This window comes from Empedobacter sp. ULE_I140, from assembly GCF_053482575.1.
On record NZ_JBQMTX010000001.1, the window covers coordinates 3,265,526 to 3,281,851 of the forward strand.

12 protein-coding genes, 2 tRNA genes and 3 rRNA genes are annotated in these 16,326 nt (G+C 35.5%); 8 read left to right on the forward strand and 9 right to left on the reverse strand.

Features of this window, described 5'->3' with window-relative positions:
• Positions 1-121 precede the first annotated feature (121 nt).
• From ACTS9J_RS15665 to ACTS9J_RS15675, 3 genes are all read right to left on the reverse strand, one after another.
• Positions 122-826 carry an SDR family oxidoreductase gene (locus ACTS9J_RS15665; protein WP_448353458.1) on the reverse strand — a complete coding sequence of 235 codons (705 nt, stop codon included), beginning with the start codon at positions 824-826 and terminating at the stop codon, positions 122-124.
• Positions 827-839: 13 nt separating this feature from the next.
• A complete protein-coding gene (locus ACTS9J_RS15670) occupies positions 840-1,616 on the reverse strand; it encodes a hypothetical protein (protein ID WP_448353459.1) in 777 nt (258 codons plus the stop codon).
• A gap of 67 nt (positions 1,617-1,683) precedes the next feature.
• Positions 1,684-3,120 (reverse strand): amino acid permease, encoded by a 1,437-nt coding sequence (locus tag ACTS9J_RS15675; protein WP_371875724.1) that lies wholly within the window; start codon positions 3,118-3,120, stop codon positions 1,684-1,686.
• A 181-nt stretch (positions 3,121-3,301) separates the two neighbouring features.
• Between ACTS9J_RS15675 and ACTS9J_RS15680 the strand changes: the two genes are divergently transcribed.
• Complete coding sequence (locus tag ACTS9J_RS15680; protein WP_448353460.1) at positions 3,302-3,553, forward strand: hypothetical protein; 252 nt, start codon at positions 3,302-3,304, stop codon at positions 3,551-3,553.
• Here the strand turns inward: ACTS9J_RS15680 and ACTS9J_RS15685 are convergent.
• Positions 3,526-4,503: an IS110 family transposase gene (locus ACTS9J_RS15685; RefSeq protein ID WP_038337380.1), complete on the reverse strand. Its 978-nt coding sequence runs from the start codon at positions 4,501-4,503 to the stop codon at positions 3,526-3,528. The genes ACTS9J_RS15680 and ACTS9J_RS15685 overlap by 28 nt on opposite strands.
• 348 nt (positions 4,504-4,851) lie before the next feature.
• Between ACTS9J_RS15685 and thrS the strand changes: the two genes are divergently transcribed.
• The 7 genes from thrS to ACTS9J_RS15720 all read left to right on the forward strand — a co-directional run bounded on the left by thrS (position 4,852) and on the right by ACTS9J_RS15720 (position 10,477).
• A complete protein-coding gene (gene thrS, locus ACTS9J_RS15690) occupies positions 4,852-6,774 on the forward strand; it encodes a threonine--tRNA ligase (protein ID WP_416411148.1) in 1,923 nt (640 codons plus the stop codon).
• A 59-nt stretch (positions 6,775-6,833) separates the two neighbouring features.
• A complete protein-coding gene (gene infC, locus ACTS9J_RS15695; protein WP_236688239.1) occupies positions 6,834-7,343 on the forward strand; it encodes a translation initiation factor IF-3 in 510 nt (169 codons plus the stop codon).
• A gap of 59 nt (positions 7,344-7,402) precedes the next feature.
• Positions 7,403-7,600: a 50S ribosomal protein L35 gene (gene rpmI / locus ACTS9J_RS15700; protein WP_038337133.1), complete on the forward strand. Its 198-nt coding sequence runs from the start codon at positions 7,403-7,405 to the stop codon at positions 7,598-7,600.
• A 95-nt stretch (positions 7,601-7,695) separates the two neighbouring features.
• Positions 7,696-8,040 carry a 50S ribosomal protein L20 gene (gene rplT / locus ACTS9J_RS15705; RefSeq protein WP_038337134.1) on the forward strand — a complete coding sequence of 115 codons (345 nt, stop codon included), beginning with the start codon at positions 7,696-7,698 and terminating at the stop codon, positions 8,038-8,040.
• Positions 8,041-8,174: 134 nt separating this feature from the next.
• The gene (locus tag ACTS9J_RS15710; protein ID WP_185144154.1) at positions 8,175-8,840 is read left to right on the forward strand and encodes a phosphatase PAP2 family protein; all 666 of its coding nucleotides are present in this window, start codon (positions 8,175-8,177) and stop codon (positions 8,838-8,840) included.
• Positions 8,824-9,606 carry a nitrilase-related carbon-nitrogen hydrolase gene (locus ACTS9J_RS15715; RefSeq protein WP_286496429.1) on the forward strand — a complete coding sequence of 261 codons (783 nt, stop codon included), beginning with the start codon at positions 8,824-8,826 and terminating at the stop codon, positions 9,604-9,606. The genes ACTS9J_RS15710 and ACTS9J_RS15715 overlap by 17 nt, the downstream gene beginning before the upstream one ends.
• A 145-nt stretch (positions 9,607-9,751) precedes the next feature.
• Positions 9,752-10,477, forward strand: a complete 726-nt coding sequence (locus ACTS9J_RS15720) for a hypothetical protein (RefSeq protein WP_286496430.1) — start codon at positions 9,752-9,754, stop codon at positions 10,475-10,477.
• A gap of 447 nt (positions 10,478-10,924) precedes the next feature.
• On the opposite strand, the gene rrf is transcribed toward ACTS9J_RS15720, so the two are convergent.
• The 5 genes from rrf to ACTS9J_RS15745 all read right to left on the reverse strand — a co-directional run bounded on the left by rrf (position 10,925) and on the right by ACTS9J_RS15745 (position 16,181).
• Positions 10,925-11,033, reverse strand: a 5S ribosomal RNA gene (gene rrf / locus ACTS9J_RS15725).
• A gap of 226 nt (positions 11,034-11,259) precedes the next feature.
• Positions 11,260-14,045, reverse strand: a 23S ribosomal RNA gene (locus ACTS9J_RS15730).
• A 195-nt stretch (positions 14,046-14,240) separates the two neighbouring features.
• Positions 14,241-14,314, reverse strand: a tRNA-Ala gene (locus ACTS9J_RS15735).
• Positions 14,315-14,404: 90 nt separating this feature from the next.
• Positions 14,405-14,478, reverse strand: a tRNA-Ile gene (locus ACTS9J_RS15740).
• Positions 14,479-14,662: 184 nt separating this feature from the next.
• Positions 14,663-16,181, reverse strand: a 16S ribosomal RNA gene (locus ACTS9J_RS15745).
• Together the 16S, 23S and 5S rRNA genes with 2 tRNA genes alongside form the textbook arrangement of a ribosomal RNA operon.
• Positions 16,182-16,326 lie beyond the last annotated feature (145 nt).

The window sequence follows — 16,326 nt, forward strand, 5'->3', positions numbered from 1 at the left end:
AAAAGGGTTCATTAAAAAATACCTTTATTGTATTTCTTATTTTTCCACGAAACTATGTAAACTATTGGTAATTACGAAATATTTTCTTCATAAAAAAAGATCTCTTATCGAGATCTTTAAATTATTTTGTTTTCGTAGGACGAACTTCTATTTTACTTGGCAAAACATTTGGATTCATTTTCAATAAATCAACGATCATTTGTCCTAAATCTTTAGGTTGAATTTTCCATCCATCCTCAGAATTTGGCACATGATCATTAAAATTTGAAGTCACAGAACCAGGCATAATCGTTGTACATTTGATATCATAATTTCTCAAATCTAGCATCGCAGCCTGCGTAAAACCAACAACTCCAAATTTCGAAGCATTGTAACCAGCTCCATTCGCAAAGAAATTTGTTCCAGCCAAAGAAGCAATCGAAATATAATATCCTTTCGAAACTTTTAATGCTTCAACTGAAGCTTTTATCGTATGAAAAACTCCCGTCAAATTTGTATCAATCATCGCATTCCAATCTTCTAAAGAAAGTTCATCAACTGGAGCAAACTTCCCTAAACCAGCATTTGCAATCACAATATCCAAACGTCCAAACGCAGAAATAATTTGCTCAATTGCATTTTGTTCATCTTCGAAATGTCTCACATCCGACTGAATCGCCAATACATTTTGATTTCCTAAATAATGACGTGCCTTTTCAACATCATCAATATTTCGTCCAGAAATTGCTACTTTCAAACCGTTTTCTACCAATGATTTTGCAATTCCTAATCCAATTCCTTTTGTTCCCCCCGTTATATAAGCTACTTTACCTTCTATATTTTGCATAATTATTTTAATTTTATTTTTGATTCAACCAATTCCATTTACCATCTTTTCGGTAAATAAATCCACCTTCCTTCGCATTATCTTGATTTACATAAATCGCATCATGATCTAAAGTTACGATTTCATTTTTAGAAACTCCATTTAAATTTCGTTTCACTCCATCTTTATAATTCGAATAAAGTGGCGTTCCTTTTGGAATCATCATCAACGTTCCGAAATCATAATTTGTAATTTTGAACGGATCTTTTGCTCCTCCCAAACCATAAATTTGACTTCCTTTTTTCATATTATTCACAATAAATAAACGGATATTTCCTTTTGTATCAATCATTCTATATAAATAATCCACCACACCGTCACCAAAAAAGTCGCCTTTAATTGCGAAGCATTTGTAAGCTGTTGCTAAATAAAATTCGCTAAAAGCTGGGTGCGTAGAAATTTCTGTTTCGAATTGATTGACAAAATTTTGTTGTGTGATTAAATAACCACTAAACGCATACAAATCGCCTTGAGCAGAAGAATCATTAACTCCTTCATCCAAAATTAATTTAGACGAGCTAACATCTAATTTCACCCAGTTTCCACTTTTTGCTTTCCCATTATCTTTAATTGCAAACGCTTCACCTTTTTCTGAAATTTTAACAGGATATCCATACGGAATTTTACCAATTCGTTTTCCATTCGGACTTGTTCTAACTGTCAATCCTTCTTGCGCTATAACTTGATAAATTTCTTGTGAAAACACAATAGAACTCATCATCAAAATGAATCCAACAACTATTTTTTTCATGATGTAAAATTAAAAAGCTTCAAGTAATCTTGAAGCTTTTATATGAACTATTTTAAATTAAAATTTATCAAGAATTCTTAGTCTTTTTATTTTCTTTTACAATTCGATAAGCGATGTAAAGGAAGATCAACCAAACTGGAATTAATTCTACTGAAATTTTAAGTCCTGTAAACCACATAATCACTAAAATTCCAAATAAGAAAATTAGACAAATATAATTACTGATAGGATACAAGAAAGATGGAAATAATGTTTTTGTATTCTCCAAATTCTTTTGTTTTCGGTATTTAAGATGTGTTATCGAAATCATAATCCAGTTAATTACCAACGAAGAAACCACTAAAGACATCAATACATGAAATGCATCTTCTGGAATTATTTTATTAATTAAAATACAAATTGCTGCGAAAAAAGATGAAACTAAAATCGCCATAACAGGGACGTGATTTTTGTTTAATTTTTTTAAGAATTTAGGCGCATTTCCTTGTTCTGCCAAACCATATAACATTCTACTATTACTGTAAACAGAGCTATTGTAAACTGATAAAGCAGCCGTCAAAACAATAATGTTTAGTGCATTGGCAATTAATCTTGAAAAATCAATTGTGTTACCAAAAATATTTAGTTTCAAATGATTCAAATTCTCAAAAACCATTACAAAAGGACTACTTTTATCCGTAATCGTTTCCCAAGGAGCTAACGAAAATAAGATAATTAATGCTCCAACATAGAAGATTAAAATTCTATAAATTACTTGATTGGTTGCTTTTGGAATTGTTTTTTCTGGATTTTTAGCTTCAGCAGCTGTGATGCCAATCAATTCTAAACCTCCAAAAGAAAACATAATAAGAGCCATTGCGGCGAATAATCCACTAAAACCGCCTTCGCTATTACCAGATAACCAACCTTTTGGAAAAAAACCTCCGTTGTTCCAAAGATTTTGTATTGTTGCTTGTTCACCTCCAGTTCCGCTTATTAATAAGTAAGCTCCGAAGATTATCATAGCAATAATGGCAATTACTTTGATGATAGAAAACCAAAATTCAGCTTCACCAAACATTTTTACTGAGCCTAAATTCAATGCGTTAATCACAATAAAAAAGAACAAACTCGACGCCCATAATGGAATTTCTGGCCACCAAAATTGTACATAAATTCCGATTGCAGTCAATTCGGACATACTTACTAAAACGTAAAGAATCCAATAATTCCAACCAGAAGCAAATCCAGCAAAAGATCCCCAATATTTATATGCAAAATGACTAAAGCTTCCTGAAACAGGCTCGTTAACAACCATTTCTCCTAATTGGCGCATAATAAAAAAGGCTATAATTCCTGCAATTGCATATCCCAAAATAACAGATGGTCCAGCTAAAACAGCAGCAGGTCCAATTCCTAAAAACAAACCAGTTCCAATCGCGCCACCTAAAGCAATCAATTGAATATGTCGGTTAGTAAGGCCTCTTTGTAATTCTTTTTCTTCAGTATTATTTATTTGACTCACGTGTGATGTATTAATTTGTTAAATATATGTAAAAACTATTTTCTAAAAGAACAATTTGAAGAATTGTCTTGTTTGAATTAATATAAAGAAAATGCTTTAATAATAAATTTTATTCATGTTAAATCATCTAAAAATTGAAAAAATATTCAATAAAATTTCTAATTATATAAAAATCAACCTTATGAAAAAACTACTTTTTACTTTTCTATTGACTCTATTCACCTCAGTTCAACTTTTTGCAGATGGACCTTTTTTATATTCTTTACCTTTTGGTTCGAGAGTTTATCCTGATGAAACGATCTTAGAAAAAACGAAAGAAAAAGGAATTGATTATTCTACTTTCGAAAAATATATGTTGGATAATAATATAGAATTAGGCAAAAAAGTTGGGCTTCTTTCTGATTTCTATGACAAAACCAAGTTATTTTTATAAATATTTTGATTTTTAATTAGTGCATAAATTCTGTGAATTATTTTATTTCTGACTGCGTTTAAGACCGACATTTTATTTTTCCCTTCTTCTACCTTTCGATGATAATAAATAGCCAAGTCATTATCTAAACGAATAGCACTCATTGCAGCTAAATGCAATAGTTTCTTCAAATCTTTATCAGCCATTGATGAAACTTTCGGTTTTCGCCTTATGGAAGTTCCAGATTGAAAATCAAATGGAGCTATTCCAGCATAGCAAGCCATTTGTCTAGGTGTATTTATGGTTGTAAAACCATCTGTTTTAATCAACATATTAAATGCTAAAACTTTTCCTACACCAGGAATTGATTGTATTCTTTTATAATGATTATGAAGCTGTTCATCTTCGTTAATTAATTGATAGATTCTTTCTTCTATTTCATTAATTTGTTTCGTTAAGACATCAATAAGCTTAGTGTTTAAGCGTAATACAGCTTTATCCATAGTTGATTTTAAGAATTGTTCATCTTTTGCTTGAGCTAGTAATCCTGCTCTTATTTTAACGCGATGTTTTCTTTCAGCATTCAATAATTTTATCTTTTCAATGACTTTCGAATTAGGCTTCCACTGTTGAAGATCCATATAATTTTTAAGTAAAAATACAGCAATACGTTCGCTGTCAATTTTATCATTTTTACCTCTAACTAATCCCATACTTTTTTTCAAATGCAAAGGATTGATGACATAAACAGCAAAAGAATGTTGAATTAATACGTTGTAAAGAAGGATGTTAAATCTCCCTGTATTCTCCATTCCAATTAGAATATTTTGTCTCTTAACAAATTGTTTCAAAAAAGATTTGATAGCTTTTTCAGTATTAGCAATAGTATCAAAACGATTCACTCCATTTTCTTGAATGCAGATGTCTAAAGTTAATTTACTCACATCAATACCAATAACAATTTTTTCCATAAATTTGAATTTAATGAGAAGAGAAACTTATCAATAACTCGATTCCTTACTAATGGGTTTTTAACCCGAATTTCTATTTGAGAATTTGATAAGAAAGAGTTGAGTCTTAATCAGAATATGAGATTATATAGCTCTGAACTCGTTATAGTGTACTCAAACTCTTTTCTCTTCTTTTTATACTACAATTTAAGATTTTCAAATCTAAAGGAACTCGTTTCAGTATGACATCTAGTTAATATTTAAAATATTCTAAATAATCAATAATCAAACAAAATCAACCCTTTAAAAATTTCGTCAACTTACAGAAAATTCGTAATTTTGCATCCTAGTACAAATTCTAAAAGTAAGATGATAAACATTTCTCTTCCAGATGGAAGTGTAAGACAGTATGAGAGTGGCGTAACTCCTATGGACGTGGCGCTAAGCATTAGTGAAGGTTTAGCACGTAATGTAATTTCGGCTATAGTAAACGATCAACAAGTTGAAACAACAACCCCAATCACCACAGATGCAACGATCAAATTGTTAACCTGGAATGATGAAATGGGTAAAAAAGCTTTTTGGCATTCATCTGCTCACTTATTAGCGCAAGCTATTTTAGAGTTTTATCCAAATGCTAAATTAACTATTGGACCTGCGATTGACAAAGGTTTCTATTACGATGTTGATTTTGGTGAGGATAAATTTACAGAAGCTGATTTTGCGAAAGTAGAAAAAGCAATGTTAGAGAATGCAAAGAAAAAAGCTGAATTCAAATTATATTCAGTTTCAAAAGCAGAAGCATTAGAGACATACAAAGACAATGAATACAAAATAGAATTAATCTCTAATCTACAAGATGGAGATATTACATTCTGTACACACGATAATTTTACAGATTTATGTCGTGGTGGACACATTCCAAACACTGGAATTGTGAAAGCTGCAAAAATCTTGAATGTTGCGGGAGCTTATTGGCGTGGAGATGAGAAAAACAAGATGTTGACTCGTGTTTATGGTATTACATTCACAAAACAAAAAGATTTAACAGAATATCTTGAGTTATTAGAAGAAGCAAAAAAACGTGATCACCGTAAATTAGGGAAAGAATTAGGTTTATTTGCTTTCTCTGAAAAAGTTGGTGCAGGTTTACCACTTTGGTTACCAAAAGGAGCTGCTTTGAGAAGAAAATTAGAAAACTTCTTATTGAAAGAGCAACAAAAAATGGGTTACGAAATGGTAATTTCTCCACACATTGGTCAAAAAGAATTGTATGTAACTTCTGGTCACTATGCAAAATATGGTGCAGATAGTTTTCAGCCAATTAAAACGCCAAACGAAGGAGAAGAATTCTTGTTAAAACCAATGAACTGTCCACATCATTGTGAGATTTACAAAACATCTCAATGGTCGTACCGCGATTTACCAAAACGTTATGCAGAGTTTGGTACAGTTTATCGTTACGAACAATCAGGAGAATTACACGGTTTAACGCGTGTTCGTGGATTTACTCAAGATGATGCTCACTTATTCTGTACACCAGATCAATTATTAGAAGAATTCAAAAAAGTAATTGATTTAGTATTATATGTATTTACAAATCTTGGATTTGATAATTATTCGGCTCAAATCTCATTAAGAGATCCAGAGAATAAAGAAAAATACATCGGATCTGACGAAAACTGGGAAAAAGCTGAACAAGCAATTATCACAGCATCAGCAGAAAAAGGTTTACCAACAGTTGTAGAATATGGCGAAGCTGCATTCTATGGACCTAAGTTAGACTTTATGGTGAAAGATGCATTAGGACGTCAATGGCAATTAGGAACAATCCAAGTGGATTATAATTTACCAGATCGTTTTGATTTAACTTACACTGGAGCAGACAACGAAAAACACAGACCAGTAATGATTCACCGTGCGCCATTCGGCTCTATGGAACGTTTCATTGCCATTTTGTTAGAAAATACAGCAGGGAATTTACCACTTTGGTTAACACCAGATTTATTCACAATTTTACCAATTAGCGAAAAATATGTGGAATATGGAGAAAAAGTATTAAATTTGCTGGCCGAAGAAGAAATTAACGGACTGATTGACAGTAGAAACGAGAAAACTGGTAAAAAAATCCGTGATGCCGAAATCGGTAAAATTCCTTTCATGTTAATCATCGGTGAAAAAGAAGCAGAAAACGGTACAGTTTCTGTAAGAAGACACGGAGAAGGTGATTTAGGAGAGATGACGATTCAAGCGTTTATCGACTTCATGAAAGAACAAATCAAATTAAAATAATTTAAAACAGAATAACTATCGCAATTAGAAGAAAAGGCGGCAGAGGTCCAGCCAGAGTAATTAAGGAAGATCAACACAAGATCAATGATAAGATTGACGCGAAAGAAGTACGCGTTGTTGGAGAAGGTATAGAACCTGGTGTATATCCAATAGCTAAAGCTTTAGAACTTGCAGAAGAACAAGGTTTAGATTTGGTAATGATCAGTGAAAAAGCCATTCCACCTGTTTGTCGTGTCGTAGAGTACAAAAAATTCTTATACGAACAAAAGAAAAAAGAAAAAGAACTTAAAGCTAAACAGCAGAAAGTTGTCGTGAAAGAAATTCGTTTCGGTCCTCAAACAGATGATCATGATTACGAATTCAAAAGACGTCACGCAAGATCTTTCTTAGAAGAAGGTTCAAAATTGAAAGCGTATGTTTTCTTCAAAGGACGTTCTATTATCTTTAAAGATCAAGGAGAAATCTTATTGTTACGTTTAGCTCAAGAATTGGAAGATGTTGGAAAAGTAGAACAAATGCCAAAACTTGAAGGTAAAAGAATGATTATGATGATGGGACCTAAGAAATAATTAGGTTCTTATCATCTTACAAAAAATAAAAAACGTTTTAATTTTAAATATTTGTAATCATGCCAAAATTAAAAACAAAATCTGGAGCGAAAAAACGTTTCAAATTAACAGGAACAGGTAAAATTAAAAGAAAACACGCTTTTAAAAGCCACATCCTAACAAAAAAAGAGACTAAACAAAAGAGAAATTTAACTCAAACTGGTTTAGTTGATCAAGCTGATGTTCATTCAGTAAAACAACAATTAAGATTAAAATAAGAACGTGTTCTTATTTGGTTTATTAATTCATTATTAACCCTGTCGATGGGCCTTAAAGCAGAGCAATCTCGCCCACTACAAAAAAATTAAAAATTATGCCAAGATCAGTAAACGCAGTTGCGTCAAGAGCTAGAAGAAAAAGAGTTTTAAAACTTGCAAAAGGATATTACGGAAGAAGAAAAAACGTTTGGACTGTTGCTAAAAATGCAGTAGAAAAAGGTTTAGTATACGCTTACCGCGATAGACGTCAAAAGAAAAGAAATTTCCGTGCGTTATGGATTCAAAGAATTAACGCTGGAGCAAGATTACACGGATTGTCTTACTCTAAATTTATGGGAGCTATCCACAAAGCTGGAATTGAATTAAATCGTAAAGTTTTAGCTGACTTAGCGATGAACAATCCAGAAGCTTTCAAAGCAATCGTAGAAAAAGTAAAATAATTTTTTTAAACAATATTAAAACGTTTTAAAACTTGGCTATTTAGTCAAGTTTTTTTTTTGCTTAAATTTGAATGAATGTCATTCTAGACTTATTTGGAATCTCATCATAAATGTTATTTAAAAACCCAACTCAAATGAATCAACAAAAAGATTTATTTCTAAGAATTTGGCCATTTTTTGTCGTTTTTTTTATCTACAATTTTGCTGCAATTGCTATGACGCAATATTATGGTCGCGACGAATTACATCTGCATTTCAATCAATACAGCAATCATTATCTCGATAAACTCTTTGTTTTTTATACCGATTTCGGAACCTATTATTTATTTTTTATACTTCTTGGTTATCTATTTTGGAAAACAACTCGAAGATATTTTTATTATTTATTAGTTTCTGGAGCAGTTGCAACAACAATTAGTGTTTTCTTTAAGAATGTCTATTTCGAACAAGTTTTACGTCCTGGATATTATTTTACACAGAAAAAAATAGACATTATTCTAGTCAAAGATTATGCGATACAAATGGCTTCAACTTTTCCTTCAGGACATTCATTAACAGCTGCAATAATTTCGATGACTTTATGTTTATTAACCAAAAACAGATGGTTACAATTATTTTTTGCACTTCATTTTCCAAGTATCGCAATTAGTAGAATCTACTTATCGCGCCATTTTGCGATTGATACCGTTGGTGGTTCGTTTATTGGTTTTTTTATATTTATCTTTATGTATTACATCATCAACCAATCTAATAAACCAAAATTAGATCAAAAATTTATTAACAATGGAGATTCAAAATAAACTTAAAATATCATTAATACAATACGATATAATCTGGGAAGATGCAAAAGCTAATCACGCTTATTTAAATGAATTATTAGCCAATCATCAAACTGATATTATATTGTTACCAGAAATGTTTGCTTCGGGATTTTCGATGAATGTAGAAAAAATTGGTCAAAAACCTTTTGGAGAAACCTTCGAATGGATGCAACACAAAGCCAAAGAATTGAATTCTGTGATTGCTGGAAGCATTTCTACACATGAAAACGATAAATACTATAACCGATTTTATTTCATCTGTCCAAGCGGCTCTATTTATATTTACGATAAGAAACATTTGTTCAGTTACGGAAAAGAAGCTGGGGTATATTCTGCAGGAGATAAAATTGTAACGATAGATTATAAAGGATGGCAAATTCGTCCTATTGTTTGCTACGATTTACGATTTCCAGTTTGGATTCGCAATACTGAGGAAAATCCCTACGATTTGATACTTTGTAACGCTAGTTGGCCAAAAGCACGTCGAGAAGCTTGGATTTCACTCCTAAAAGCTCGAGCAATCGAAAATATGGCTTTTATTGCTGGTGTAAATAGAATTGGCGTAGATGGCTATAATCTCGAGTATCAAGGCGATTCGCATTTATTTGATACATTGGGACAAGATTTGGAAACAATTAACAATCATCCCGAAATTTTACAGTTCGAAATTGATAAAGAAGAACAAGATAAAACTCGAAAGCATTTCAATTTTCTAAATGATCGCGATTCATTTTATTTTGGATAAATACAAGCTCAACTTTGGTTGGGCTTTTTTTTGTATGTGTAATTCTTTTTTATTCATATATTTATGGATAATGAATATGAATGGATAACACTTGTAAAAGCATCTATGAAAGCTACTACAATTGATATTTCGATAATAATTAATTATGAAAAAGATATTTATATTTCTATTCTTTATATTATTGGTACTTTCTGCAACTTATACTTTATATTTAGTTCGTAAGACTTTTAATAATTATCAATTTGAATCTTATAATGAACTTTATTATAAAGTTCCACCTGTAAATAATGCACAATTTAAATCGTTAAAATCTTTTAATTCTCACTTGTTTTCAATTGTTGACGATAAAAACTTAAAGAATATTACAGTAAATTTCGATTCCAAATCAAATAAAGTAAGGCAAGTAAATTTAAATTACACATACAATCCTGAAACAATTGATGATAAAATAAAATCAATCATAAGGATATATAACTTAGGAGAAATTATCGAAATTAATAAAAGAATGATGAAAAAAATATCATTTTTTCGGAGTCCTGATGTATATAATTTTGAAAATACTAAATATGAAGAAATGTACTTTCCAGATGATTTCTTTATACATAAACCCATTGTAAATTATAATATAAAAGGAAATCCCATCGATTCAATTATAAATGATAGAATAAAGCTTTATGCTTTAAAAGGTATGGTTGAGCTAGATATTAACAATGATTATAAACCTGATTTATTAATTGAATCAAAAAACGAAAAATCTTATATGATTACTGGTTTTGTTGAGATAGACAAGAACCTATTTTTCCTATATTATTTAGATAATGATTCTATTAAAAAAATAAATGATCTATATAAATTAATAAATTTCAAATAATTTATAGTGCCTAACAAAAATTAATTTGGGCGTTCCCTTCGGTCGGACTATCCGTTCCAATCTTTTGTAGAAGAAGATTCAATTTCAAGTAAGAAAGTTCCAATTCCTACAAAAGGATTTTTACTACTATCCCTAACGCGGGTTATAAGTTCTGAGTTTTGAGTGATAAGTTATAAGACATAAGACTTAAAGGAATAGGAATAGAAGTTAAACTATCCCCTTGAGGAGATTATAGGGCTGTTTTCGAGTTATGAGTTGTAAGTTCTGAGTTAGTTGTAAAAAGGAAGCTTCTTGTTGACTAATTAGAAGCCTCTTATTTACTGATTGGAAGCTTCTTGTTTTATAAAACATAGTCTGGAGATGCGTAAAGCTTAAAACGTTCAGTCTAAAGCGCGACGTATACCCACAAAAAAAGCCTCAAGTTGTTCACTTGAGGCTTTTAATAAAAACTGGCGACGACCTACTCTCCCGTAAGTAACAGTACCATCGGCGCAGGCAGGCTTAACTTCTCTGTTCGGAATGGGAAGAGGTGAGCCCTGCAGCTATAGTCACCCTAATATTTTTGTATAGGTCTTAGTTCCTAGTATATTTTGACATTATTAGATAGCTTTATGCATTAAGCTTAAAGCTTTAGGCCTAAAGCCTTCACACAATCTTTGGTATTACTCTATTAATCCAAATAAGATTAACTAACCTTCTCTATGACGATTAAATCAATCTTAGTATTTAATCTTTTTTATTTTTGATATTGCTATCATTAGCTTTGATTCGTTCTACTTTTTTAGAAAAAGTCTATGGGTAATTAGTACTACTCGACTATGACATCACTGCCTTTACATCTATAGCCTATCAACGTTGTAGTCTACAACGACCCTTTAAAGAAGTCTTATCTTGCGGCGAGTTTCGCACTTATATGCTTTCAGTGCTTATCTCTTCCAAACGTAGCTACTCAGCGGTGCACCTGGCGGCACAACTGATACACCAGAGGTTTGTTCAACACGGTCCTCTCGTACTAGAGTCAACTCCGCTCAAACTTCTAACGATCACAACAGATAGAGACCGAACTGTCTCACGACGTTCTGAACCCAGCTCGCGTGCCACTTTAATGGGCGAACAGCCCAACCCTTGGGACCTTCTCCAGCCCCAGGATGTGACGAGCCGACATCGAGGTGCCGAACCTCCCCGTCGATGTGAGCTCTTGGGGGAGACTAGCCTGTTATCCCCGGAGTACCTTTTATCCTTTGAGCGATGGCCCTTCCATACGGAACCACCGGATCACTATGTCCTGCTTTCGCACCTGATCGACTTGTTGGTCTCACAGTCAAGCACCCTTATGCCATTACACTCTACGCACGGTTACCAAGCGTGCTGAGGGTACCTTTGAAAGCCTCCGTTACTCTTTTGGAGGCGACCACCCCAGTCAAACTACCCACCATGCACTGTCCTTCCATAAAGAAGTTAGGCTCCAAGTAAATAAAGGGTGGTATTTCAACAATGACTCCACAATACCTAGCGATACTGCTTCATAGTCTCCCACCTATCCTACACATTATTTACCCGAAGTCAATACAAAGCTATAGTAAAGGTTCACAGGGTCTTTTCGTCCCGTTGCGATTAACCGGCATCTTCACCGATACTACAATTTCACCGAGATCATGGTTGAGACAGTGCCCAGATCGTTACACCATTCGTGCAGGTCGGAACTTACCCGACAAGGAATTTCGCTACCTTAGGACCGTTATAGTTACGGCCGCCGTTTACTGGGGCTTCAGTCAAAACCTTCGAGTTACCTCTAAGCTCCTTCCTTAACCTTCCAGCACCGGGCAGGTGTCAGACCCTATACGTCATATTTCTATTTTGCAGAGTCCTGTGTTTTTGATAAACAGTCGCCTGGGCCTTTTTACTGAGGCTGACATTGCTGTCAGCGACCTTTCTCCCGAAGTTACAGGTCTATTTTGCCTAATTCCTTAACCATGAATCGCTCGAGCGCCTTAGGATACTCTCCTCGACCACCTGTGTCGGTTTACGGTACGGGCTGCACATCTCGCTATTTCTTGGAACAATTTTCAGAGGATTATCACTCTAACCGAAGTCTTCGTGTACTATCCCTACTTTACGTAGGTTCAACGTACTATTCCGTCAGTACGCACCTCCTACAATCATTCGTCACTTTTATTGAGTGCAGGTACGGGAATATTAACCCGTTTGCCATCCACTACCCCGTTAGGGTTCGTGTTAGGTCCCGACTAACCCTCAGCTGATTAGCATAGCTGAGGAACCCTTAGTCTTACGGCGAATAAGTTTCTCACTTATTTTATCGTTACTCATGCCTACATTTTCTTTTCTAAAAGCTCCACCATCCATTACCAGATGACTTCTGCGCCGTTAGAATGCTCCCCTACCAGTAGTACTAATGTACTAATCCATAGCTTCGGTAATATGCTTATGCCCGATTATTATCCATGCCGGATCGCTCGACTAGTGAGCTGTTACGCACTCGTTAAATGAATAGCTGCTTCCAAGCTAACATCCTAGCTGTCTATGCAATCCAACCGCGTTTTTTCAACTTAGCATATATTTGGGGACCTTAGCTGATGGTCTGGGTTCTTTCCCTCTCGGACATGGACCTTAGCACCCATGCCCTCACTGCCTAGAAACATATATTAGCATTCGGAGTTTGTCAGGAATTGGTAGGCGGTGAAGCCCCCGCATCCAATCAGTAGCTCTACCTCTAATATACTTTACTAAACGCTGCACCTAAATGCATTTCGGGGAGTACGAGCTATTTCCCAGTTTGATTGGCCTTTCACCCCTACCCACAGGTCATCCGAAGACTTTTCAACGTCAACCGGTTCGGTCCTCCACTTTGTGTTACCAAAGCTTCAACCTGCCCATGGGTAGATCACAAGGTTTCGCGTCTAATACTACTGACTATAGCGCCCTATTCAGACTCGCTTTCGCTACGGCTCCGCACCTGAAGTGCTTAACCTTGCCAGCAACATTAACTCGTAGGCTCATTATGCAAAAGGCACGCCGTCACACTTACGTGCTCCGACCGCTTGTAGGCGTACGGTTTCAGGTTCTATTTCAACTTTCTATTCGAAATGCTTTTCACCTTTCCTTCACAGTACTAGTTCACTATCGGTCTTTGAGGAGTATTTAGCCTTGGAAGATGGTCCTCCCATATTCGGACAGAATTTCTCGTGTTCCGCCTTACTCGTTATCAACTATATAAAAATTTCACTTACGGGACTATCACCCTCTACGGTTAACCTTTCCAGGTTATTCTGTTATCCTTATAAAGTCTTTAGGGCTAATCCGCGTTCGCTCGCCACTACTTACGGAATCTCAATTGATTTCTTTTCCTATTGGTACTTAGATGTTTCAGTTCCCAACGTTCGCTCTCTAATAAATTAGAGTGACATGTCTTCAACATGCCGGGTTGTCCCATTCGGAAATCTACGGATTAATGCGTATGTGCCGCTCCCCGTAGCTTATCGCAGCTTATCACGTCCTTCATCGCCTCTCAAAGCCTAGGCATCCGCCGTACGCCCTTTGTAACTTTTTTCTCGATTTAACCGTCATATTATTGAGCGGTTATGTTAATCTTACTCGTTTTCTTGATTAATTGTATACCTTTATAAAACTTTAATTTATTTCTAAATCTGTTTGTTTTTGATTGTATGCGATTATAAATAAATTTATAATCTGTTTCTAATAATGTCAATGAACTCTTCTCTTAATGCTTTAAGCATTAAGCTTGTGGAGAATATCGGAGTCGAACCGATGACCTCTTGCGTGCAAGGCAAGCGCTCTAGCCAGCTGAGCTAATCCCCCTCTTATTAAGTAATAAGTGATAAGTTGTAAGTAATGAGTTGTTTATTTTTAAACTTTTAACTCAAGACTTAATACTCAAAACTATTTCAGTAGTCTCAGGCAGACTCGAACTGCCGACCTCTACATTATCAGTGTAGCGCTCTAACCAGCTGAGCTATGAGACTCTTTAATACTCTTAAAGAGTGGTCTTTTTAGTTGTAAGATTTTAGTATTGAGATATGAGTATTTAGATTTATCTAAGTTCTCAATTCTAATATCTAACTTCTAATATATTTATAAATATTACAGAATAAAAAGCCGAATCAAAATCAATCTTCTTACAATAGAAGAAAATTCGTCGTTCTCTAAATATGAGATGTTCCAGCCGCACCTTCCGGTACGGCTACCTTGTTACGACTTAGCCCTAGTTACCAGTTTTACCCTAGGCAGCTCCTGTTACGGTCACCGACTTCAGGTACCCCCAGCTTCCATGGCTTGACGGGCGGTGTGTACAAGGCCCGGGAACGTATTCACCGCATCATGGCTGATATGCGATTACTAGCGATTCCAGCTTCATAGAGTCGAGTTGCAGACTCCAATCCGAACTGAGATAAGTTTTTGAGATTCGCATCTTGTTGCCAAGTAGCTGCCCTCTGTACTTACCATTGTAGCACGTGTGTAGCCCAAGACGTAAGGGCCGTGATGACTTGACGTCGTCCCCACCTTCCTCGCGGTTTGCACCGGCAGTCTCATTAGAGTCCCCGTCTTTAAACGCTGGCAACTAATGATAGGGGTTGCGCTCGTTGCAGGACTTAACCTAACACCTCACGGCACGAGCTGACGACAGCCATGCAGCACCTTGCATTCTGTCCGAAGAAAAAACTATTTCTAGTTCTGTCAAATTGCATTTAAGCCTTGGTAAGGTTCCTCGCGTATCATCGAATTAAACCACATGCTCCACCGCTTGTGCGGGCCCCCGTCAATTCCTTTGAGTTTCATTCTTGCGAACGTACTCCCCAGGTGGGATACTTATAACTTTCGCTTAGCCACTGAATCCGAAAACCCAACAGCAAGTATCCATCGTTTACGGCGTGGACTACCAGGGTATCTAATCCTGTTCGCTCCCCACGCTTTCGTCCATCAGCGTCAGTTAATGTTTAGTCACCTGCCTTCGCAATTGGTGTTCTGCGTAATATCTAAGCATTTCACCGCTACACTACACATTCCAGCAACTTCAACATCACTCAAGACTAACAGTATCAATGGCAGTTTCATAGTTAAGCTATGAGATTTCACCACTGACTGATTAATCCGCCTACGGACCCTTTAAACCCAATAAATCCGGATAACGCTTGCACCCTCCGTATTACCGCGGCTGCTGGCACGGAGTTAGCCGGTGCTTATTCTTCTGGTACCTTCAGCTACTTACACGTAAGTAGGTTTATCCCCAGATAAAAGTAGTTTACAACCCATAAGGCCGTCATCCTACACGCGGGATGGCTGGATCAGGCTTCCACCCATTGTCCAATATTCCTCACTGCTGCCTCCCGTAGGAGTCTGGTCCGTGTCTCAGTACCAGTGTGGGGGTTCACCCTCTCAGGCCCCCTAAAGATCATCGTCTTGGTGAGCCGTTACCTCACCAACTAACTAATCTTACGCATGCCTATCCTACTGCGATAAATCTTTCAAAATCTAATGATGCCATTAAATCTGTTATAAAGTATTAATCCTCCTTTCGAAGGGCTATCCTTTTCAGTAGGGCAAGTTGCATACGCGTTACGCACCCGTGCGCCGGTCTCTAGTTCCCGAAAGAACTATACCCCTCGGCTTGCATGTGTTAAGCCTCCCGCTAGCGTTCATCCTGAGCCAGGATCAAACTCTCCATTGTAAATAATTTCGTTTGGTATTGCTACCTATGTTTTTACAACTTCGAATTTCCTATAGCTCCATTATTAAAGGATTGACTTCGTTTTATTCGGCTATTTTTTCTTCTGTATATTTTATAATTTCAAATGAACTTCTCATTTAGCAAA